Origin of the sequence: Sagittula sp. NFXS13, assembly GCF_040148795.1 — a bacterium.
GTDB lineage: Bacteria > Pseudomonadota > Alphaproteobacteria > Rhodobacterales > Rhodobacteraceae > Sagittula > Sagittula marina.
In genome coordinates this window covers 103,633-122,163 of the sequence record NZ_JAGEMH010000001.1, presented here as the reverse complement: position 1 = coordinate 122,163, position 18,531 = coordinate 103,633, and the positions used below count along the sequence as shown (strand labels likewise).

Genomic DNA, 18,531 nt, shown 5'->3' with positions numbered 1-18,531 from the left:
ACGCCCACAAAAGCCCCGGGTTTTGTCTGATGCGTGACGGAAAGTTCCGATAGAGGTAAGACATCCAATGGTATCGGGCGGGTTAAAATGGGGATGAGATGACACGATTCACCTTGGCGACCTTGGGGATGGTCGTGGCACTGACACTGGCCATGACACTTGGCGCGCCATTCGCGTTGATCGCGCTCCTCTACATCACCGTTTTCACCTACGGCATGGACAAGCTGACCGCCCTGGCCGCGCCGGATCATCCTGACGCGGAATTCCCGGCGGGCGATGCGCTGTCTGTCACATTGGGACTGCTGCACTTCCCGCTGCTTTACGGCGGCGTCTGGGTGCTGGCGGAGGGCGATCTGGCACTCATGGACCGGCTGGCGCTGTTCCTTGCGCTGGCCCTGTTCCTTGGGCAGGTGAGCAACTCAAACGCGCATGAGCTGATCCACCGCGCGCCGCGCTGGATGCGACGTTTGGGCGTGGCGGTCTACAGCTCGGTCCTGTTCGGATTTCATGCCTCGGCGCACCCTCGCGTCCATCACATCCATGCCGCCACGCCGAATGACCCCAATTCCGCGCGCATGGGCGAAGGCTTCTGGCACTTTGCCGGGCGGGCCTGGCGAGGCGCGCTGGTGCAAGGCTACCGCGCGGAACGACGGCTGCGCCCCAGCGGCCTGACGCCCTACACCGCCTACGGACTGCTCGCGTTGATCTCCATGGGAATTGCACTGGCCCTGGCCGGATGGGCGGGCTTTCTGGCGCTGGTGCTGCTTGCGGCCTACGCCCAGCTTCAACTGCTGCTGTCTGATTACGTCCAGCACTACGGGCTGCAACGGCGGGAGATCGCGGCCAACAAGTTTGAGCCCGTCGGCGCCCGACACAGCTGGAACGCGCCGCAGGGCTTCTCCTCTGCCCTGATGCTGAACGCACCGCGCCATTCCGATCACCATGCGCATCCCGCGCGGCACTATCCCGGCCTCGATCTGGACCGCGACCAGATGCCGATCCTGCCGCATTCCCTGCCCGTCATGGCCGTGATCGCCCTTGTGCCACCGCTGTGGCGGCGCATCATGGACCCGCGCGCCCGCGCATGGCAGCCGACCACAAGCGGACCCTCGCCCGCAGAGCGACGCGCTTAACCAATTCTAAAACTGTCCCTTGCCGCGCTGCGGAAATCTGGCAGAATTGTGGCATGAAACAGATCCTCGCCGCCGCCCTCACCGCGTTGACCGCTCTTCCAGCGTTTGCCGCCGAACCACTGACCGCCCGCGACTTCGAATCCTACGTGGACGGCAAGACGCTCTATTACGGGCTTGGTGGCGACTCCTACGGGGTGGAGGAGTACCTCCCCGACCGCCGCGTGCGCTGGTCCTTCATGGATGGCGAATGCAAGGAGGGGTACTGGTACGAGGCTGAAGCCGGCAGCATCTGCTTTGTCTACGAGGACGCCCCGGACGCCCCGCAATGCTGGAGCTTCTTTCAAGACGGCAGCAAGCTGCGCGCCGTGTTCGAAAACGACGCCTCCACCACGGTTCTGTACGAAGCCCAGCAAGACGATAAGCCGATGCTGTGCTACGGACCAAAGATCGGCGTCTGAGGCGTCAGGCCGCGTCGCGCGGTCGGCGCGCACTGTCCGAGCCCACCTGCATCATGCCCTGGCGAATGTAATCGCACAGAATATCGGTGATCGCCTTGCGGCCGTTCCCCGCATACAGGTTGATCCGCTGTGTCCCGAGCTGCGGCAACGCATCGTCCTCGATATATTCGACAAAGGCCGGGGCGTGCCCCTGCAACCGGGCCGAGATCGCGAGGTCGGCGCTCACCGTGGCATCCACCGTCATGTCACTGTCCGAATCCACCGCCAGTTCCCATTGCAGGTCCGCTGAATCCAGCGCGCCCAGTGCATGTTCGCGAAATCCGCAGGACCGGCAGAAAGCCACGCGCAACGGCCGCGCCCTGCGGGCTTGTCCCTCCGGTGCGCCGACCCAAAGCATCGGCACCTCCAGCAGCGTTTCCCCACCGCTGTCCACCCCGGCCTCTGTCGTCAGGATCACATCCACCTCGCCCCGCGCAAACTGCCGTTTCAGTGACCGCGTGAACGAGCTGAGCAACTGTATTTTCACCCGGGGGTGGGTGCGCGCCATGCGTCGCAGCACCTGCGGGATCACCGGGTAGACGATGTCCACGGGCACCCCCAGCACGATCTCCCCCTCCCATTCCTGACAGGTCAGGCGTGTGTAGATCTCGTCGTTCAGCTCCACCATCCGCTGGGCATAGCCCAAAAGCTGCGCCCCCGCCGGCGTCAAGGTCACGCCCCGGCCTGACCGGTCGAGCAGCTTCATGTCCAGCATCTCTTCCAGCCGCTTCAGCTGCATGGACACCGCAGACTGCGTAAGGTTCAGAAAGCCAGCCGCCCGCGTGACGCCGCCCGCCTCAGCCACAGCCACAAAGGACCGCAGGACGGTGATATCCAGATTTCGCATTCATCAAGCTCCGTGATGCTGACCGTCAAAACCATTCGTTTCAAAGATACAGCACGTCACCCTATATATCAATCATCCCGATGGGATTCGTAAAAACCTAACAAACTGTGATGAACGCTTTGCGCTGCACCCCTGCAGCGCCTCCGCCCCTGCGCGCATCACGCCAAGACAAAGGATTCGTGACATGATGTCGCTCCACCTCTCCCCCGCTCTGCGCGCGACCTCCCCCCGTGCGCCACGCTCTCTCCGCGCCCGCCTGGCCGCCTGGACCGAAACCGCCCGCCAGCGGCACACCCTTCGCCAGTTGGACCGCGACGCCCTGCGCGACATCGGCATCAGCGTCCAAGCCGCCAAAAATGAAGCCGACCGCCCGTTTTGGGACTGCCCGGATCATTGGCGTATGTGAAACAGACCTTTTCTAACGATCCAAAGCCCGGTTCCGCTTGAAAACCTGTGCCAGACTGCCAATATCTGACGCAGGGTCCGCGTTGGCACGCGGGGTCCACGCTTGCGCGTGGAGTTCAACAGGTACCAATCGGAGGCTTTCATGGCTGAATTTAATACGATCCGTGCGACAAGCGCCACAGGCGCACGCTCGGCTCAGATTGACGAAGGGCTGCGCGCCCATATGAACAAGGTGTACGGCACCATGTCCATCGGCATGGTGCTTACTGCACTGGCCGCATGGGCAATTTCCGGGCTGGCCGTCACCTCCACACCGAACGAATATCAGATTGGCGCCGACCGCTATCTGACTGACATCGGCTACATGCTCTATGTCTCACCGCTCAAATGGGTGCTGATGTTCGCACCACTGGCTTTCCTGTTCTTTGGCTGGGGCGCCTTGATGCGTCGCGGGTCTTCCGCAGCGGTTCAGCTGGGCTTCTTTGCCTTTGCCACCGTGATCGGCATCTCGATGGGCACGATCTTCATGATCTACACGCCCTACTCCATCGCGCAGACGTTCCTTGTAACGGCCATTGCCTTTGCCGGTCTGTCGCTATGGGGCTACACCACGAAGAAGGACCTGTCCGGCATGGGCACCTTCCTGATGATGGGTGTGATCGGTTTGCTGGTGGCCATGCTGGTCAACCTGTTCCTGCAATCCAGCGTGATGATGATGGCCATCTCCGCCATCGGCGTTCTGATCTTTGCCGGTCTGACCGCCTTCCACACGCAGGAGATCAAGAACACTTATGTGGCACACGCCGCGCATGGTGATCAGGAGTGGCTGAACAAGGCCGCCTTTGACGGCGCGCTGAGCCTCTACATCTCCTTCCTGAACATGTTCCAGTTCCTGCTCATGTTCATGGGTCAGAACGAATAACGCCTCTGACATCGCACGAAGACGGGCCGGTCCATGTGACCGGCCCTTTTCTTTTGACCTCTCGAATAAGAATCACGCTAAGCTTCGGGAAAACGGGAGGGATTTATGACAGTGATCACCGAAGACGATGTGCAGCGCGATTCCGGTGACGGTCCCTTGGGCGCATTCGAGGCACTGCTGTTCAGCGACACAGGCGGATTGACCCAGTTCGGCGCCTTTGTCGAAATCCTCCAACCCGGCGCAGCCAGCGCGCATCCGCATTGGCACGAGGAAGAGGACGAGATGGTCTATATGCTCGAAGGCGAGGCCACACTGATCGAGGGCGACACCACAGCGCCCTTCCTCCCCGGCATGGCCGCCACCTTCGCCTCTGGCACTCCCACCGGTCATCGGGTGGAGAACCGCTCTGACACGCCCGTGCGGTATCTGGTGATCGGCACGCGCAAGCCGCGGGACCGTGTACACTACCCCACGCAGGGCGACCGGGTGCTGCATTTTGACCGCAGCACGGGGGACGCCCGCTGGGCATGGGCCAATGGCGCCCCCGCCGATCCGATCCCGAAATAAAAAAGCCGCCCGGAAACCCGAGCGGCTTTTCTGATAAAGGTGTGACCCAATCAGTTCATTGCGACCAGCGCCGGTGCGGAGGCGTCGGCCACAACATTCACGGCGTCGCCCTGGCGAGCGAAAGTGAACATCTGGCCGACATGGCCCGGAAGGCCAAAGCTGACGGAGTCGCCATCTGTCAGCGCCATCACAAGACGGCCGGTGTCTTCGGCATCGGTGCGCGAGGCGTAAATTGCTGTCAGCTCATAGGCGTCGCCCTTGTCGGTCCAGTAGACGGACATATCGACAGTCGCGCTGTGCACGGTTGCGCCAGACATGTCGGATGCAAGGGTAACGGTCTCGGCGGATGCAGCGACAGGCAGGGCAAGCAAAGCAACGGCGGCAAGGGTACGAAGGGTCATAGGATATCTCCACGCTCGGGTGAGAGGTCCGCACCAAACGCGCAGCCTCATTTTCTGCGTTGCAGCATCGCATATAAAGCATCAGCGAGCTACGCACGTCAGCGCATAGCCGACATGACGTGATATCAATGGGTTAACAGCATACTACGGTAGACCAAACCGGGCAACCTCTTTCTGCACCTGCATAATACCATGCGCGGCAGCGGATCACCTCGAAACGCGATCCGCCAAAAGCAACAAGACCGCGTGGTGTCCCACACGGCCTTGCAGAATTCCAAAAGGGATCAAGATTACTTGATCTTGCCTTCCTTGTACTCGACGTGCTTGCGCGCGACCGGGTCGTACTTGCGTACGGTCATCTTCTCGGTCATCGTCTTGCCGTTTTTCTTGGTCACGTAAAAGTGGCCAGTGCCTGCGGTCGAGTTCAGGCGGATCTTGATGGTTGCTGGTTTCGCCATAGTAAGTCTCCCGGGGTTGTCCCTAGCAACGCCGGGGGGCGCCCCGCGCGTGAAATAGATATGAAGCCTGCCTTTTACCGGTCGAGGCTGCGGAGTCAACTGCCGTCACCCTTATTGTGACGGGAAAAGTAAGTGCGCGGAGGGCCTGTAAGCCGGATTCTGTTATACGACGGGTTGCCCCGCCCTCAGACGACCATTCCTCTGGGCCACATGTTGCCACGTGGCTCTAGCTGCCAACCCGGATCTCTCGGGCCAAAGCCGCCCTGCCCCGATATGCCGCGAGCGGCATCAGACGGGCGCGAGATCCCTATTAGGCATTGCTCCCGGTGGGGCTTGCCATGCGGGCGATGTTGCCATCCCCCCGGTGGGCTCTTACCCCACCGTTTCACCCTTACCGCACCGATCCCCCGGACAGGTCCGGGCGGCACGGCGGTTTGTTTTCTGTGGCGCTGTCCGTCAGGTTGCCCTGCCCGGGCGTTACCCGGCACCGGCGCCTTGGTGAGTCCGGACTTTCCTCTCGGGGATACCCCCAAGCGGCCGTCCGCCCCTCCGCGCGCTGTCCACATAGAAACACTGCGCCCCCGGCGCAATCCCAATGTTGATGAATCGCTCCGAAGGCGCGGTTGCGTCAGCGCAGCACCAGGGGCATCGCCAGCCAATCAGACAGCGCATCGGCCACGGCATCGGGCTGTTCGAGCATGGAAAAATGCGCCGCGTCTTCGATCACGCGCAGGTGCGCGCCGGGGATCAGCTCCGCCATGAATTCATGCCGTTTGACCGGAAGCTGCCGGTTCTCCGCACCACAGACCACCAGTGTCGGCATGTTGATGCGCCGCAGCGTGCCCTGCTGGTCCTTGCGACGCTGCCATGCGCGGGTCTGGCGCACCAGAACCTCCGGTCCCAGACCCAGGGCCATGTCGCGGATCAGCGCCGCGACCTCGCCCCGCCACGGGCTGGCCACCAGATCACCCAGATGCAAGGCCTCTTCGATGACGCTTTCAAACTTGCCCGCGCGGGCACGGATCAACAGCGGATCGCGTGCGGCGGCTTGCTGCGGGGTGTCCTGCAACGGAGAGCTGTCCATCAGGCACAGGCGTGTCAGCCGATCCGGCGCGCGTCGCACGATCTCCAGCGCCACCGCCCCGCCCATGCCACACCCAACGATGGCAGAGCGTTTCGGCAATTGATCCAGAAGGTTGGAGGCGATTTCCTCGATCCGCTCGCCGCCGGTGATCGGCGCGGCCATCACGGCACGACGCCCGGACAGCGCCGCCAATTGCGGCCCAAAGAGACGCGCATCGCACAGCATATCCGGCAAAAAGACGATGGGTTCAGGCATCCCCCGTCCCCTCGCGTACCTGCGCTGCTGTCACGCTCGTCACCATGATCCTCTTCAAGACATCTGCAAACGGTCGGGTTGCCCAACGATCAACCGTGAGGCAACCTAACAGATGCCCCGTCAGGTGAAAGGGGCAGAAAACACCACTGCGCAAAACCGCCCAGCGCCGCCCGCCCGATAAAGAACAGGGCTCATCCGCCTCGAATCACGGGCTCTTTATTTCGTCCCAGAACACGCCAAGATGCCTGGACACGATCTGGCCATATCGGTCGCTGTCCTTCAACGCCGCCAGCCCCGCGTTGAACCGATACAGGAACGTTGTTCCGCGCCAGTGGGTCTTGGAGATCACCACATGCAGCCCCTCCACCGACAGCGGCTTGTCCAGCGGAACCACCTGCCCGCGCAGCCCCATCTCTTCGATGGTTTGCGCGCCAAGGAACACATTCACCGTGACGGCATCAACCTCCCCGTCTTGCAGCAGGGTGAAACAGGCCTCTGGCGTGTCCGGCTGGATCAGTTTGATCGCGCCACTGCTCAGCCATTCGCGGCCGGGCCGGTCAAGATCATGGGTGAAATATCCTTTCGGACGGCACAGCGTGCGCCCCACCATGTCGGCGTCGCTTTGGTAATCAATGCCGGAACCGGCCCGCACGAACAGCAGCACAAGGATCTCGGCCAGCGGCTCCGAGAAATGAAAATTGACGCAGCGCTCATTGTCCGGCGTGGCCGCGCAATCGGGCTTGTACCAGGGAAACCCCATGTCGAATTGCTTCTCCGCCAGCGCGGGGAACAGATGCTGCGACCAGTCATCCTCCCATGTGATGGAATAGGTCACCGGCGCGGGCGTTGCCTCCATCGCGGCATTGACGATTTCGGTGATCATGCCCTGTCCGGGCCAATCCGGGTCGGTGAAGGGCGCGAAATTGCCGCCGGTCAGCAGCTTCAGCTCGGCATCGTCCTGACGCAAGGGCGTCGCGTCCTCGACCACCTCCGTGCCCGGCGCACAGGGAAGCCGCAGGCTGTCGCCCGGCGTTACCTGAAACACGGAAGACTGAAGCGCGGCCTCATTGGCGTAGTAGATCAGCGTCCATTTCTCCGGGTCGCCATATTTGCCCGCCGCGATGGTAAACACCGTGTCGCCGGGCTGAACGGTGTAGGTCTCCGGCGTGCATGTCTGTGCCCATGCGGCGCCAGCGCCCAGCATCATGCTGGCAGCCAGCGCGACCGCCGCGCTCTTTCGCAGTGTCATGGCTCAGAGCCCCGCCCAGATCGACGACATATGCGTGTCGATGACCTTCAGATACGCGCCATTGTCGCGCAGCGTCGCCAGCCCGTCATCGAACGCCGCGATCAGATCCTCGGCGCGTGGGTTGTTGCGATGCGCTACCGCATGCAGGCTTTCGATCGCCAGAGGGCGCGACAGCTGAAGCTCCACCGCATCCTTCAACCCCATCTCCTTGAGCACGACGCGCCCGGTGAATTCATTCATCGCCACACCGTCCGCCTGACCGGAGACAAGCCGCATGAAGCAGTCCTCGGCGCTGGCGGGCTGCTGCAACCGCGCGCCTGACTGGGCCAGATACCCGGCGCTTCCCCCCTGTCGCGTGGCCGTGGTGTGCCCCAGCGGCGAACATATGCGCAGCCCGTCCAGATCGCCTTCGGATGTGTAGCGCACGCCGGACCCCTTGGCGGTAAACAGCACCACGAGCATTTCGAACATCGGTTCGGAATACAAGAAATCGGTGCAAAGCGTGCTATCGGGATGCGCAGCGCAATCCGGTTTCCGCCATGGAAAGGCCAGATCCACCATGCCTTCGGACAGCATCGGGTCGAGGTGCACGGAGCGATCATTGATCCAGTAGAACTTGTGCTGGCCGGTGTCGTCATTGGCAACAAAGGCGCGGTTCACAAGATCTGTGATCATGCCGGACGACATCTGAAGCCGATTGGTAAAGGGTTTGAAATCGTCGCCCGCCAGCAGCCTGACATCCACGCCCTGACGGCGCTCTGCCTCGGCACGGGCGCGTTGCGCCTGCACCTGCGTCGGGGCGGCGCGCTGCGGTACGGTGACCTCAACCACGGGTGTGCCGCCGTCCAGCCCCGTCGGCAGACCATTGATGCAGGGCATCCGGTACGTCTGGCCAACGCGGATCGCGTCCGGGCTGGGAATGATCTCAAGGTTGGTGCGGTAGATCGCGCTCCACTGCCCCACGTCCTTGTAAAGCCGGTCCGCGATCATCGACAGAGAATCCCCTGACTTCACACGATACAGCCCGCCGCAGGTTTCCTCGGCCGCAACTCCGACTGTTCCAACACCGACACAGGCCGCCGCCGCAAAGATGGCACGCTTGATCATACTCATTCCCCCAACTGAACTTGTTCAAAGGTGCGCCCATGTTGTGGGTTTGGTCAACAATTCAGCTAGGGAATGTGTGCTTAACCATATCTATCAAAGGGTTCCGAAGGGGCAAACCACGTAAAGGTGACGCCCGTCAGGACCGGACGCGACACCGACACCACCTTATCCACAGAATCAATGCCCTGCTGCGCGAGGCCTTCCGGGCGAACTGATATGCAACAGATCAATCTGAGGGTGCTACGCGGTCCAGACGCCGCATGTGAGATACGACGCTCAGCCCACCTCTGCCAGGATCTGCATCCAGACCGCCACCGCGTCATACAGCGTCCATTCCCGCCTCAGCCCGTCTGGCCCGAACTCCGCATGGCTGATGCCCATCACATGGACCCTGGCATTGGTGGGCCGTCCGAACGCGCCCCACCCGGAATGACGCCCCGTCAACGACCAGCGCAGCGCGGCGCGTGGCGGCAACATGGCGTCTTCGATCCCGATGCGATGGTGCACGACGAACTCCGCATCCGGCAGCGCCGCGCGCAATTCGAGCCAGAAATGCTCTGCGGCCGCAAGTCCGTGCCGCTCCGCTCCGCCGGGATGGGCCAACTGGCAGGCACGGTCGTAATGACTGCGGATCGCTTGCCATTCCCCGGCCATCAGCTCGGTCAGCACCTGCTCAAAGGCAAGCCCCCAAGTCACCTCATTCCCGCGACCGGTGTAGGGTCCGGGCACGTCAACCTCGGGGCAAAAGACCGGCTCGTCGCCGTCGTATTGCTCCAGCCGCGCGCGGGCAAACTCCTGCAACTCCACATCCATCTGCCTCAAGACAGCTGCGGTGTCCGTCACCTGCCATTCGTCGCTGATGCGGTTCTGCTTGGCAAAGCGATCGGCCATCACGCGAAAGCGCAAGCGCCGCCCGGTTGCAGGCCCCCAAGGCCCCTCGACCGTGTGCCGCCCCGCAACCGTCAAGCGGTGCGAGCCGAGGAACCCGCGCCTGTCATTGCCGGTCCAGATCACATCCTCGCCCAGCACCTGCCGGTCAGGGAACGCCGCAAGCCCCGGCATCTGCGCGGCCAGCAAGTCGTCGACCCCTTGGGCAATGCCGCGCGCGTCTCGATGGATGATCGCCGGGTGATACAGGCGGTGCAGCGCCCGCCCCGGTGCGCGCCCTTCCCAGACCTCCCGCGCTCCGGTCAGGATGTAGTCCGGAAAGTCCCTGAAACGTGGTTCGAATCCCTGCATGACGTCCTCCGGCCAACGCGCATCGTGGTAAAGGAATGCCTGCAAATGGTGGACAATCCGTATACGCGGCCGAGGGCCTTCATGCTGTAGGACGGGTCAGTCGTAGCCGTTCCATCGAAATGCGCCATCCGGCCCGAGGCGGGAAAACGGGTTATGCGCCACCTCCCAGATGTGGCCTTCGGGGTCCGCGAAATAGCCGATGTGGCCGCCCCAGAACACGTCATGCGCCTCGCGCAGCACCTCGCCCCCGGCGGCGCGCGCGGCGTCAAGCACCTCTGCGACCTCACTCTTATCGCGCACGTTGCAGGCGTAAGTGGCAGCGCCATGGCCGAGCCGCTCCGCCGGGACACCCATATCGCGGGCCAGATCCTCCAGCCCGTATAACCCCAGCGCCTGCCCCAGCAGATCGAACACGACGATGCCCTCTTCGCTTGGCACGCGCGTCCATCCCATCGCCTCGTAAAACGCTGTGGTTGCGGGAATATCGCGGCAGGCAAGTGTGATCAGGCTGATACGTTGATCCATGGTCGTCGTCCTTTCGGGGGCAAGAGAGGGCAGTCCGATATCTGGCATGCCCTCCTGTCAGAAATCGTCAAGAGCCCGCGCCCAGCCAAGCACCCGCTCTGCCACCGGCTGCGTCTGGCGCGGCGACAGGATATCGCCCGCGATGATGTGATGGCCGGGGTCATCGCCCGGGCCGGTCTCGACCCGCATGACCTCCGCAGGGCCGCCCCATCGAGCGGCAATCTCGACTGTGCGCGTGTGGTCCACCAACCCGTCGTTTTCGTCAAAAACAAAGAGCGCTGGCACCCGCACCAAAGCCGGATCGCGCTTGGCCACCGCGCGCACAGCCGCGGCCATGGGCAGCACGGCAACCGACGGGTAGCGCGCGGTCCACGCTCGCCCGTGCGCCTCTGTCAGCGGGGTAAATCCCCGATCCCGACCGATCAGCCATGGCAGAAACCAGCGCGCGCCGGGCCACGTCAGGACAGAAGCCTTGGCATCGCGGAGCTTGTAGTTCGGAGAGACCATGACAGCGCCCGCCACGTCGCGGCCCATCCCGGCCTGCAGCGCAAGGGTCAACAAAGTACAGCCGGTGGAGCAGCCCATCACAAGCACGCGGTCCCCGATGGTGCGCCCAATGGCCAGCGCCTCCGCCACGTCCTGCATCCAGTCGTCGACACCCGCCTCGGCCATGGCGGCACCATCGCAGCCATGCCCCTTCAGGCGCGTGAACATCAGGTTCGCGCCCAGACACTGCGCCACGAGGTCGGGCAGCGGACGCAGCTCTTCGGAGCTGGCGGAAAAGCCGTGCACATAAACCACGGCCCACGGCGTAGGAGCCTCCGGCGTGCCATGCCAGACGACACGCTTTTCGACGCCGGGCCGCAGATGTGGCACCCCGCGCTCCGCCTCCGCCAGATAGTCGGATACGCCGCGCGCAAGGCGCGTCTCGTCGAACCCCACATCAAGTGACACCGCTTCGCGCGGCAACAGGGTCCACACCACAACCACGGCGGCCAAGATAGCCAACACCATCCAGATCATCGGGCGCGCCCTCCGTCCGTTGCGCCGGAGCGCGGCAGGCCTATCCGCCGACGCGCATGATTACGTGTTCTATCCGCGCAAGGCAGGCCGGCGTCGAAAAGCGGTGATCCACATCGCGGACAAAGGTCAGCGACACATCCGGCCCTTCGAGGTGATCGAGCAACCGCAACGCCGTCTCACGGCTGACCGCTTCGTCACGGGTGCCCTGCAACAGCCGCACCGGCCATGGCATCCGCAGTGCCGCGCGCAGCACAAGGTTCTTGCGACCATCCTCGATCAGCTTGCGGGTCACGACATACGGATCTTCAAAGGCAGAGGGCACGATCATCTGCCCTTCTTCCATGATGGTGCGTCGCTGTTCGGTGCTGAACCCGGACCAAAAGCTGTCCTCGGTGAAATCCGGCGCAGCGGCAATCCCGACGAAGCCAGTCACCCGTTTCAACTTGCGCGCCAGGATGCAGCCGATCCAGCCCCCCATCGAAGACCCGACAAGAACCACAGGCCCGTCGCCTGCCACATGACGCACGACGGCCTCCGCATCCGCGGCCCAGTCCCCGATGCAGCCATCCTCGAACGCGCCGCCCGATTGCCCGTGTCCGGAGTAGTCAAACCGCAGAAACGCCTTGCCGCGTTTGGCCGCCCAGGCTTCGAGGTGGACCGCCTTCGTCCCTTCCATGTCAGAGCGATAGCCAGAGAGGAATAAGATACAAGGCCCCTCCCCCGGCGTATACGCATAGGCCAGCTTGTTACCGCGCGGACCATTCATGAAAGTTACTTCAGACATGTAGTTCTCCCCCTTTTCACGCGACCTTACCTAAGTTCACGACGACGCCAAGACCCGAAATGCGCCAGACACCCTTGCGCTGGCTGCAAAGCACGAGGGGCCGCCCCGAGGCGACAGATGGCGCGAAATTGTCAGCTGACAATTTTCCGCGTCACCAGGGGTCGGCCGCTGCGGCGGGTGTCACTCGGTCTCGACCTCGTCGAGGCCCAGCGCCAGGACACCGCCAAGCAGCGACAGCACCGCAAAGCCCGCCAATGCCGCCTGCGGCCCGACAAAGGCCAGCGCGCCGCCGACCGCGCCCACGATCAAGAGCAAGGTGCCGATCAACGTGTTCGCCAAGGCTGCGTAAGACGATCTGGCATCCTCTGGCGCCATGTCCACCAGATAGGTTGAACGGCCCTGCCGCACCCCCTGATAGGCGACCATCAGGCCGAACAGCACCAGCGGCACAACCCAGACGGGGCCAACCAGCCCCATGAGGTCAAGCGCCACGGCCAGAGCCATGAACGCCGCCGCGACAAAGCCGGACAGCGCCAGCACCCAGCGCGACGACTGATCCGCGAGCCGCCCCCAGATGTAGGAGCTGACGAAAGACGCCGCAGCCGAGGCCAGCAAAAGCGCCCCAAGTCCTTTCAAGGCGCTTTGCCCGTCGCCCAGCATCACGAAGTACGGCGGCGCCAGAGCCGTCACTGTCAGCGCTCCGCGAATATAGATGAAACGGCGAAATTGCTTGTCCTGCTTCAAGGGGGTCAGATCAATGGCCGGGCTGTTGTCTTCGACCTGCGAGGGTTTCTCTTTCAGGGTGCAAAACACTGTCGCCGCGCCGATCCAGAGCGCCGCCGCGACAAAGATCGCAATGACCACCGGCCCCCTTTCCTGTCCGATGCCAAAGATCAACAGAGCGGCAAAGGCGAGCACCGCCAGCGAGGCCGAAGATCCGGCAACGCCCGTGACCGCCCCGCGCCGTTGCTTCTGAACCGTCTTGCCGAGGATGTCCTTGTAGCTGACGGAACACAGCGCCCGGCTGAGCGCCAGAACCGCCAGGGCCCCCGCGATGGCAAGGCCCGCGGCCCAGCCTGTCAGGAACAGCGCCGACACGGCGATCAGCGCCGACATAAGCCCCTGCCCCGCCGACCCGATGACCCAGGCCCATTTGCGGTGTGTCATGGCTTCGACCCGTCCCGCCAGGATGATCTGTGGCAGCAGCGCGCCCGCCTCCCGGATCGGCACGAACAGCCCCGTGATCGCGGCCGGCACGCCAAGGTTGCCCGCCAGCCAGCTCAGCACCAACTTGGGATCGATCAGCCCGTCAGCGATCTTGGTCATGGAGAGGCTGAGCATGTGACGCAGGCCATTGCGGGCTTCGGTTTCAGAAGCGTGGTCCGCTCCGGTCAAATCATCGTAGACATCCGTCTCGGTCTTGGTCATGTCGTCGTGCCTCTTGGGTACGTCTCTGGTGTTGACACACCGCGCCCCCGAGGTCATTCAGGCGCCGCACAACATAACCCGCAACCGGGCGTTCCGTGGGCGCCAAACCGACGAGGAGACACTCAGATGTCCCAGATTTCCCTGACTTTCCCAGATGGCTCTAAACGTGATTTCGACAAGGGGGTGACCCCTGCGGACGTTGCTGCGTCGATTTCCAAATCGCTGGGCAAGAAAGCCATCAGCGCACAGGTCGACGGCCAGCATCACGATCTGCAATGGCCGCTCGAGGCCGACGCGGCCATCGCCATCAACACCCTTGCCGACGAGGCCCCCGCGCTGGAGCTGATCCGCCACGACCTGGCGCACATCATGGCGCGCGCGGTTCAAGAGCTGTGGCCCGACGTGAAGGTCACCATCGGCCCGGTCATCAACAACGGCTGGTATTACGATTTCGACCGTGCGGAGCCCTTCACTCCCGAAGATCTCGGCGCCATCGAAAAGAAGATGAAAGAGATCATCAACAAGCGCGACGAGATCCGGACCGAGGTCTGGTCCCGCGCCGATGCCATTGCGCACTACGAAAAGTCCGGCGAGAATTACAAGGTGGAGCTGGTCAACGCGATCCCCGACGACGGCCAGCCCATTCGCATGTACTGGCACGGCGACTGGCAGGATCTGTGCCGCGGCCCGCACCTGCAGCACACCGGCCAAGTGCCGGGCGATGCGTTCAAGCTGATGTCTGTCGCGGGCGCCTACTGGCGCGGCAATTCCGACAACGCGATGTTGCAACGCATCTACGGCGTGGCCTTCAAGAACAAGGAAGACCTGCGCAAGTATCTGAACATGCTGGAAGAAGCGGCAAAGCGCGACCACCGCAAGCTGGGTCGCGAAATGGACCTGTTCCACATGCAGGAAGAAGCGCCGGGCCAGATCTTCTGGCATCCCAACGGGTGGAAGATCTACACCACCCTGCAGGATTACATGCGCCGCAAGCAGGAGCGCGACGGCTATGTGGAGGTCAACACTCCACAGGTCGTGGACCGCAAGCTGTGGGAAAAATCCGGCCACTGGGACAACTACCAGGATCATATGTTCATCGTCGAAGTGGACGAGGAACACGCCCGCGAAAAGGCGATCAACGCGCTGAAGCCGATGAACTGCCCCTGCCACGTGCAGGTGTTCAACCAAGGCCTGAAATCCTACCGGGATTTGCCGCTGCGCATGGCTGAATTCGGCTCCTGCAGCCGGTATGAGCCCTCGGGCGCGCTGCATGGCATCATGCGGGTGCGTGGCTTTACCCAGGACGATGCGCATATCTTCTGCACCGACGATCAGATCGAGTATGAGACCGCCAAGTTCATCAAGTTCCTGGCTGGCATCTACGACGATCTGGGCTTTCACAACTGGACGATCAAACTGTCGACCCGCCCTGAAAAGCGCATCGGGTCCGAGGAAAGCTGGGACCGCGTCGAACAGGCGCTGGGCGATGCCTGCAAGGCAGCGGGCTATGACTTCGAGATCCTCGAGGGCGAAGGTGCGTTCTACGGGCCCAAGCTGGAGTTCACCCTGACCGACGCCATCGGCCGGGAATGGCAGTGCGGCACGCTGCAAGTGGACCCGAACCTGCCCGAACGGCTGGACGCGACCTACATCGGTCAGGACGGCGCAAAGCACCGCCCCGTCATGCTGCACCGCGCGGTTCTGGGGTCGTTCGAGCGCTTCATCGGCATCCTGATCGAGGAACACGCAGGCAAGCTGCCCTTCTGGCTGGCCCCGCGTCAGGTGGTGGTGGCCTCCATCACTTCGGAAGCAGATGACTATGTGCATGAGGTGGTTGAACAGCTGGTGAACGCAGGCGTCCGCGCCGAGGCCGACATCCGCAACGAAAAGATCAACTACAAGGTCCGCGAACATTCGCTGGGCAAAGTGCCGGTCATCCTTGCCGTCGGTCATCGCGAAGTCGAAGAGCGCACCGTGTCTGTCCGCCGTCTTGGTGAAAAGCAGACCTCCGTGCAGCCGCTCGACGAGATCGTGCCGAGCCTCGCGTCTGACGCCACCGCGCCGGACAAGCGGTAACGCATTCTCGTGACCGAAGAAATCGACGCGACCGAAGTTCTCAAGGCTGAGCGGAACCTGCTCTTCCATGAACTTCGGTCGGGTCCCTCGCGGGATGCGGTGACGCTTTGGGTCGACGGGGCGGAGGTGGCGGAACAGCCGATCCCCGACGCTGTACGGCGCGACAACTTTGCCGCCATCCCCGGCCCCATCCACACCATCGACAGTGAACCCGGCTGTCTGCGCTACCGCCTGATGTTCACGCGCTGCGTGGCCTATCAGTGGCGCGATGAAGCCTATGCCGAGCCGGAACCGAGCGACGACACCGAGGACAGCCCGCTACGGCTTTATCCACAGTCCCGCTATCGTGCGCAGGTCGAAGCGGCGAGCTTTGCGCATCAGGTCTACCAGGACCCGTTCCACCACTTCGCCGTTCTGACGCTGGACGCGATCCTTGACGTCATCTGCCGGCAGCCCCCCCGCGTCACCGCCCGCGTTCTGACGGAGGCTGACCTGCGCTGAAATGCTGGGCGCTATGGTGATAAGCTTGACGGAGGTCGTGATCACCACTGCGCGCTGTCGGTTTGCATCGAACGCCTTTAACAGTCGCCCTGCCTGACGCGATAGAGACTGCGCGGTTGTTTCAGTTTGGCGCTCTGCCTCGTTGGATTTCATCCAGCCCCAACACCGGCAGCATTTCACCCGGCGCCGATGCATACTGACGTGGCCGTCAGTGATGCGCAGGCATCGCAGCGGCCAGCGTAAAGGCACCGCTCGGGCCGCACAGATTGGACGGTGCATATTTCACAAAGAGACACCAAGCCTGCATGCATCAAGACCACTGCCACCAGCGCTCAGGCCATGGAGCAAGAGAAATGCTAAGGCCACGCACTGGCTGGCGAAAACGGTTGCGCTGCGAGCGCTGGCACCACCTGCGCTGGCGGTTTGCAGCCATGTTGATCAGGTCCAAGCACCCGATACTGCTGGAAAACCCGTCGTGCTACCTTGCCTTCGCCGAGAGCTGCCGGACCGAACCGGAGTTTCTGACGGAGATCACGCCCCGCACTGGCGTCGTCCAGACCGCCACCCACATTCTTTACCACGGCGCGGCGGCTGTGGCGCTGTTCGACGCGCGCATGTTTTCGGTCGTGAAGCTGGCCGTGTTGGTGGTGCGCGGCGGCGGGCGTTTTTCTTCTTGGACGCCGCGCTCCTTCGATGGTGATGTCAGGCCCCCAAGGCCGCTTGTGTGGCCTTGTCCCAGCCAAGATACATCTGATCGCCATCCACAATCAGCGGACGTTTCATCAGCGTCGGGTGGGCCGCGATCAAATCCAGCGGCGCGCCCTGACGCGCGGCTTCGTCCATCTCGCGCCAAGTGGTCGACCGCGTGTTCAACAGCCGATCGCCAAAGCGTGCCTGTGCTTCCGCGAGCACCTCTTGTGGCACCCCATCCGCACGCACATCGACGAAGTCCGCATTCAAGGCCTTCAGCGCCTTGCGGCAGGTGTCACAGGTTTTCAGCCCATACAGAACCATCTTAGTCCCCTCTCTATCCTCGCCCCGCGCTGTTTGGAAACCGCGCATTGGACGGACCAGGCGACACGCCTCGCCCGCCTTCTGCGCAAAGCGCGTTAAGAAAATTCACATAAAAGGCGAGGCATTGAAACACGAGGCAAAATTTCTTGCATTTGCATTTATGTGGCTGTCCAGAATAGGACGCGATGCTCTAAAAACACCCGGATACGCTGAGTGCAAGCGCCGGATGTCCACAAAGAAGGCTCGGGGGTCGCGGGGCGGCTTCCCCCCGATGTGGAAGTGGACGATGACTTCAGAAGGAGCACGGGAACCATGCCAAGCGGCACCGTGAAGTGGTTTAACACGACCAAAGGATACGGCTTTATCGCGCCAGATGAGGGCGGCAAGGACGTTTTCGTACATATCTCTGCGGTTGAGCGTTCCGGATTGACCGGACTCGCCGACAACCAGCCTGTCAGCTACGAGTTGCGCGAAGGCCGTGATGGCCGCGCCATGGCCTCCGACCTCAAGGTCCGCTGATCCCGGCCCTTCGGAGCGCTGTTCTGCCGCGCCCCGAAACAGGATTTTAACGTTTTGGCCCGACTCTAAGGCTGCTCGGGGCGCAGTTTCCTTGCGCTTGAAAGGAGCCTGTCATGCCTGTCGTTGGAACCAATGCCATTGCCATCGTCGCCGGCCTGCTTTTCACCGGCGCGCTTGTGGTCGGCGTGCAATTCATGCCGCCCCTGACGCAAGCAGACCCCGAAGGCTTTCCCGCGTTTCAGAAATATCGGCCGCTGGGCGGGGACGGACAGGGCCTGATTGAGGCCAGCAACGGGCGCGGCGGCGGCGCCATCATAGATCCGGGGCAATACTGTCGCGAGACGCTTTCGGGCGTGAACTGCGGATGTTTCCGCGAAAAAGCCGTGCAGGTTCTCAGCGCCAGGCGCCCCCGCGCCGCGGGCTGGCACTATGCCAACGATTGGGACCTGGCCACGTCTCAGGCCGCTGCGGATTGTCGATAGATGTTCGTCTCGCGA

21 protein-coding genes and 1 other RNA gene are annotated in these 18,531 nt (G+C 62.8%); 9 read left to right on the top strand and 13 right to left on the bottom strand.

Features of this window, described 5'->3' with window-relative positions:
* Positions 1–98 precede the first annotated feature (98 nt).
* A complete protein-coding gene (locus J4E08_RS00560; RefSeq protein ID WP_349536850.1) occupies positions 99–1,133 on the top strand; it encodes an alkane 1-monooxygenase in 1,035 nt (344 codons plus the stop codon).
* Between the two features lie 53 nt (positions 1,134–1,186).
* Positions 1,187–1,591 (top strand): hypothetical protein, encoded by a 405-nt coding sequence (locus J4E08_RS00555; protein ID WP_349536849.1) that lies wholly within the window; start codon positions 1,187–1,189, stop codon positions 1,589–1,591.
* 4 nt (positions 1,592–1,595) lie between these two features.
* Here the strand turns inward: J4E08_RS00555 and J4E08_RS00550 are convergent, their stop codons facing one another.
* Entirely contained in the window at positions 1,596–2,477 is an 882-nt protein-coding gene (locus J4E08_RS00550) for a LysR family transcriptional regulator (RefSeq protein ID WP_349536848.1), read from the bottom strand.
* A 184-nt stretch (positions 2,478–2,661) separates the two neighbouring features.
* Here J4E08_RS00550 and J4E08_RS00545 point away from each other — a divergent pair, with 184 nt between their 5' ends.
* The 3 genes from J4E08_RS00545 (at position 2,662) to J4E08_RS00535 (ending at position 4,371) form a co-directional block, all read left to right on the top strand.
* A complete protein-coding gene (locus J4E08_RS00545) occupies positions 2,662–2,883 on the top strand; it encodes a DUF1127 domain-containing protein (protein ID WP_349536847.1) in 222 nt (73 codons plus the stop codon).
* Between the two features lie 141 nt (positions 2,884–3,024).
* Complete coding sequence (locus tag J4E08_RS00540; RefSeq protein WP_349536846.1) at positions 3,025–3,804, top strand: Bax inhibitor-1/YccA family protein; 780 nt, start codon at positions 3,025–3,027, stop codon at positions 3,802–3,804.
* Between the two features lie 105 nt (positions 3,805–3,909).
* A complete protein-coding gene (locus J4E08_RS00535; RefSeq protein WP_183965517.1) occupies positions 3,910–4,371 on the top strand; it encodes a cupin domain-containing protein in 462 nt (153 codons plus the stop codon).
* 50 nt (positions 4,372–4,421) lie between these two features.
* Here J4E08_RS00535 and J4E08_RS00530 read toward each other — a convergent pair whose 3' ends face one another.
* From J4E08_RS00530 to J4E08_RS00480, 11 genes are all read right to left on the bottom strand, one after another.
* A complete protein-coding gene (locus tag J4E08_RS00530) occupies positions 4,422–4,772 on the bottom strand; it encodes a hypothetical protein (protein ID WP_349536844.1) in 351 nt (116 codons plus the stop codon).
* A 290-nt stretch (positions 4,773–5,062) separates the two neighbouring features.
* Entirely contained in the window at positions 5,063–5,230 is a 168-nt protein-coding gene (gene rpmG / locus J4E08_RS00525) for a 50S ribosomal protein L33 (protein WP_183965521.1), read from the bottom strand.
* A 132-nt stretch (positions 5,231–5,362) separates the two neighbouring features.
* An RNA gene (gene rnpB, locus J4E08_RS00520) (RNase P RNA component class A) lies at positions 5,363–5,783 on the bottom strand.
* Between the two features lie 75 nt (positions 5,784–5,858).
* Positions 5,859–6,569 (bottom strand): alpha/beta fold hydrolase, encoded by a 711-nt coding sequence (locus J4E08_RS00515; protein WP_349536843.1) that lies wholly within the window; start codon positions 6,567–6,569, stop codon positions 5,859–5,861.
* A gap of 205 nt (positions 6,570–6,774) precedes the next feature.
* On the bottom strand, positions 6,775–7,818 hold the full coding sequence (locus J4E08_RS00510; protein WP_349536842.1) for a transporter substrate-binding domain-containing protein: 1,044 nt from the start codon (positions 7,816–7,818) through the stop codon (positions 6,775–6,777).
* A gap of 3 nt (positions 7,819–7,821) precedes the next feature.
* Positions 7,822–8,931 carry a LysM peptidoglycan-binding domain-containing protein gene (locus J4E08_RS00505; protein WP_349536841.1) on the bottom strand — a complete coding sequence of 370 codons (1,110 nt, stop codon included), beginning with the start codon at positions 8,929–8,931 and terminating at the stop codon, positions 7,822–7,824.
* A gap of 270 nt (positions 8,932–9,201) precedes the next feature.
* On the bottom strand, positions 9,202–10,164 hold the full coding sequence (locus J4E08_RS00500) for an ester cyclase (protein ID WP_349536840.1): 963 nt from the start codon (positions 10,162–10,164) through the stop codon (positions 9,202–9,204).
* A 96-nt stretch (positions 10,165–10,260) separates the two neighbouring features.
* Complete coding sequence (locus J4E08_RS00495; protein WP_349536839.1) at positions 10,261–10,689, bottom strand: VOC family protein; 429 nt, start codon at positions 10,687–10,689, stop codon at positions 10,261–10,263.
* 57 nt (positions 10,690–10,746) lie between these two features.
* Positions 10,747–11,712 (bottom strand): alpha/beta hydrolase, encoded by a 966-nt coding sequence (locus J4E08_RS00490; protein WP_349536838.1) that lies wholly within the window; start codon positions 11,710–11,712, stop codon positions 10,747–10,749.
* Between the two features lie 40 nt (positions 11,713–11,752).
* Complete coding sequence (locus J4E08_RS00485; protein ID WP_349536837.1) at positions 11,753–12,496, bottom strand: alpha/beta hydrolase; 744 nt, start codon at positions 12,494–12,496, stop codon at positions 11,753–11,755.
* 180 nt (positions 12,497–12,676) lie between these two features.
* A complete protein-coding gene (locus J4E08_RS00480; protein WP_349536836.1) occupies positions 12,677–13,924 on the bottom strand; it encodes an MFS transporter in 1,248 nt (415 codons plus the stop codon).
* A gap of 126 nt (positions 13,925–14,050) precedes the next feature.
* On the opposite strand from J4E08_RS00480, the gene thrS reads away from it, so the two are divergent.
* Both thrS and J4E08_RS00470 read left to right on the top strand, forming a co-directional pair.
* Complete coding sequence (gene thrS, locus J4E08_RS00475; RefSeq protein WP_349536835.1) at positions 14,051–16,000, top strand: threonine--tRNA ligase; 1,950 nt, start codon at positions 14,051–14,053, stop codon at positions 15,998–16,000.
* Between the two features lie 9 nt (positions 16,001–16,009).
* Complete coding sequence (locus J4E08_RS00470) at positions 16,010–16,501, top strand: hypothetical protein (protein WP_183965541.1); 492 nt, start codon at positions 16,010–16,012, stop codon at positions 16,499–16,501.
* A gap of 702 nt (positions 16,502–17,203) precedes the next feature.
* Here the strand turns inward: J4E08_RS00470 and J4E08_RS00455 are convergent.
* A complete protein-coding gene (locus J4E08_RS00455; protein ID WP_349536834.1) occupies positions 17,204–17,515 on the bottom strand; it encodes an arsenate reductase family protein in 312 nt (103 codons plus the stop codon).
* A gap of 312 nt (positions 17,516–17,827) precedes the next feature.
* Between J4E08_RS00455 and J4E08_RS00450 the strand changes: the two genes are divergently transcribed.
* Together J4E08_RS00450 and J4E08_RS00445 are read left to right on the top strand one after the other, a co-directional pair.
* Complete coding sequence (locus J4E08_RS00450; protein ID WP_183965544.1) at positions 17,828–18,034, top strand: cold-shock protein; 207 nt, start codon at positions 17,828–17,830, stop codon at positions 18,032–18,034.
* A 113-nt stretch (positions 18,035–18,147) separates the two neighbouring features.
* Positions 18,148–18,516, top strand: a complete 369-nt coding sequence (locus tag J4E08_RS00445) for a hypothetical protein (RefSeq protein ID WP_349536833.1) — start codon at positions 18,148–18,150, stop codon at positions 18,514–18,516.
* The last annotated feature ends 15 nt before the right edge of the window (positions 18,517–18,531 follow it).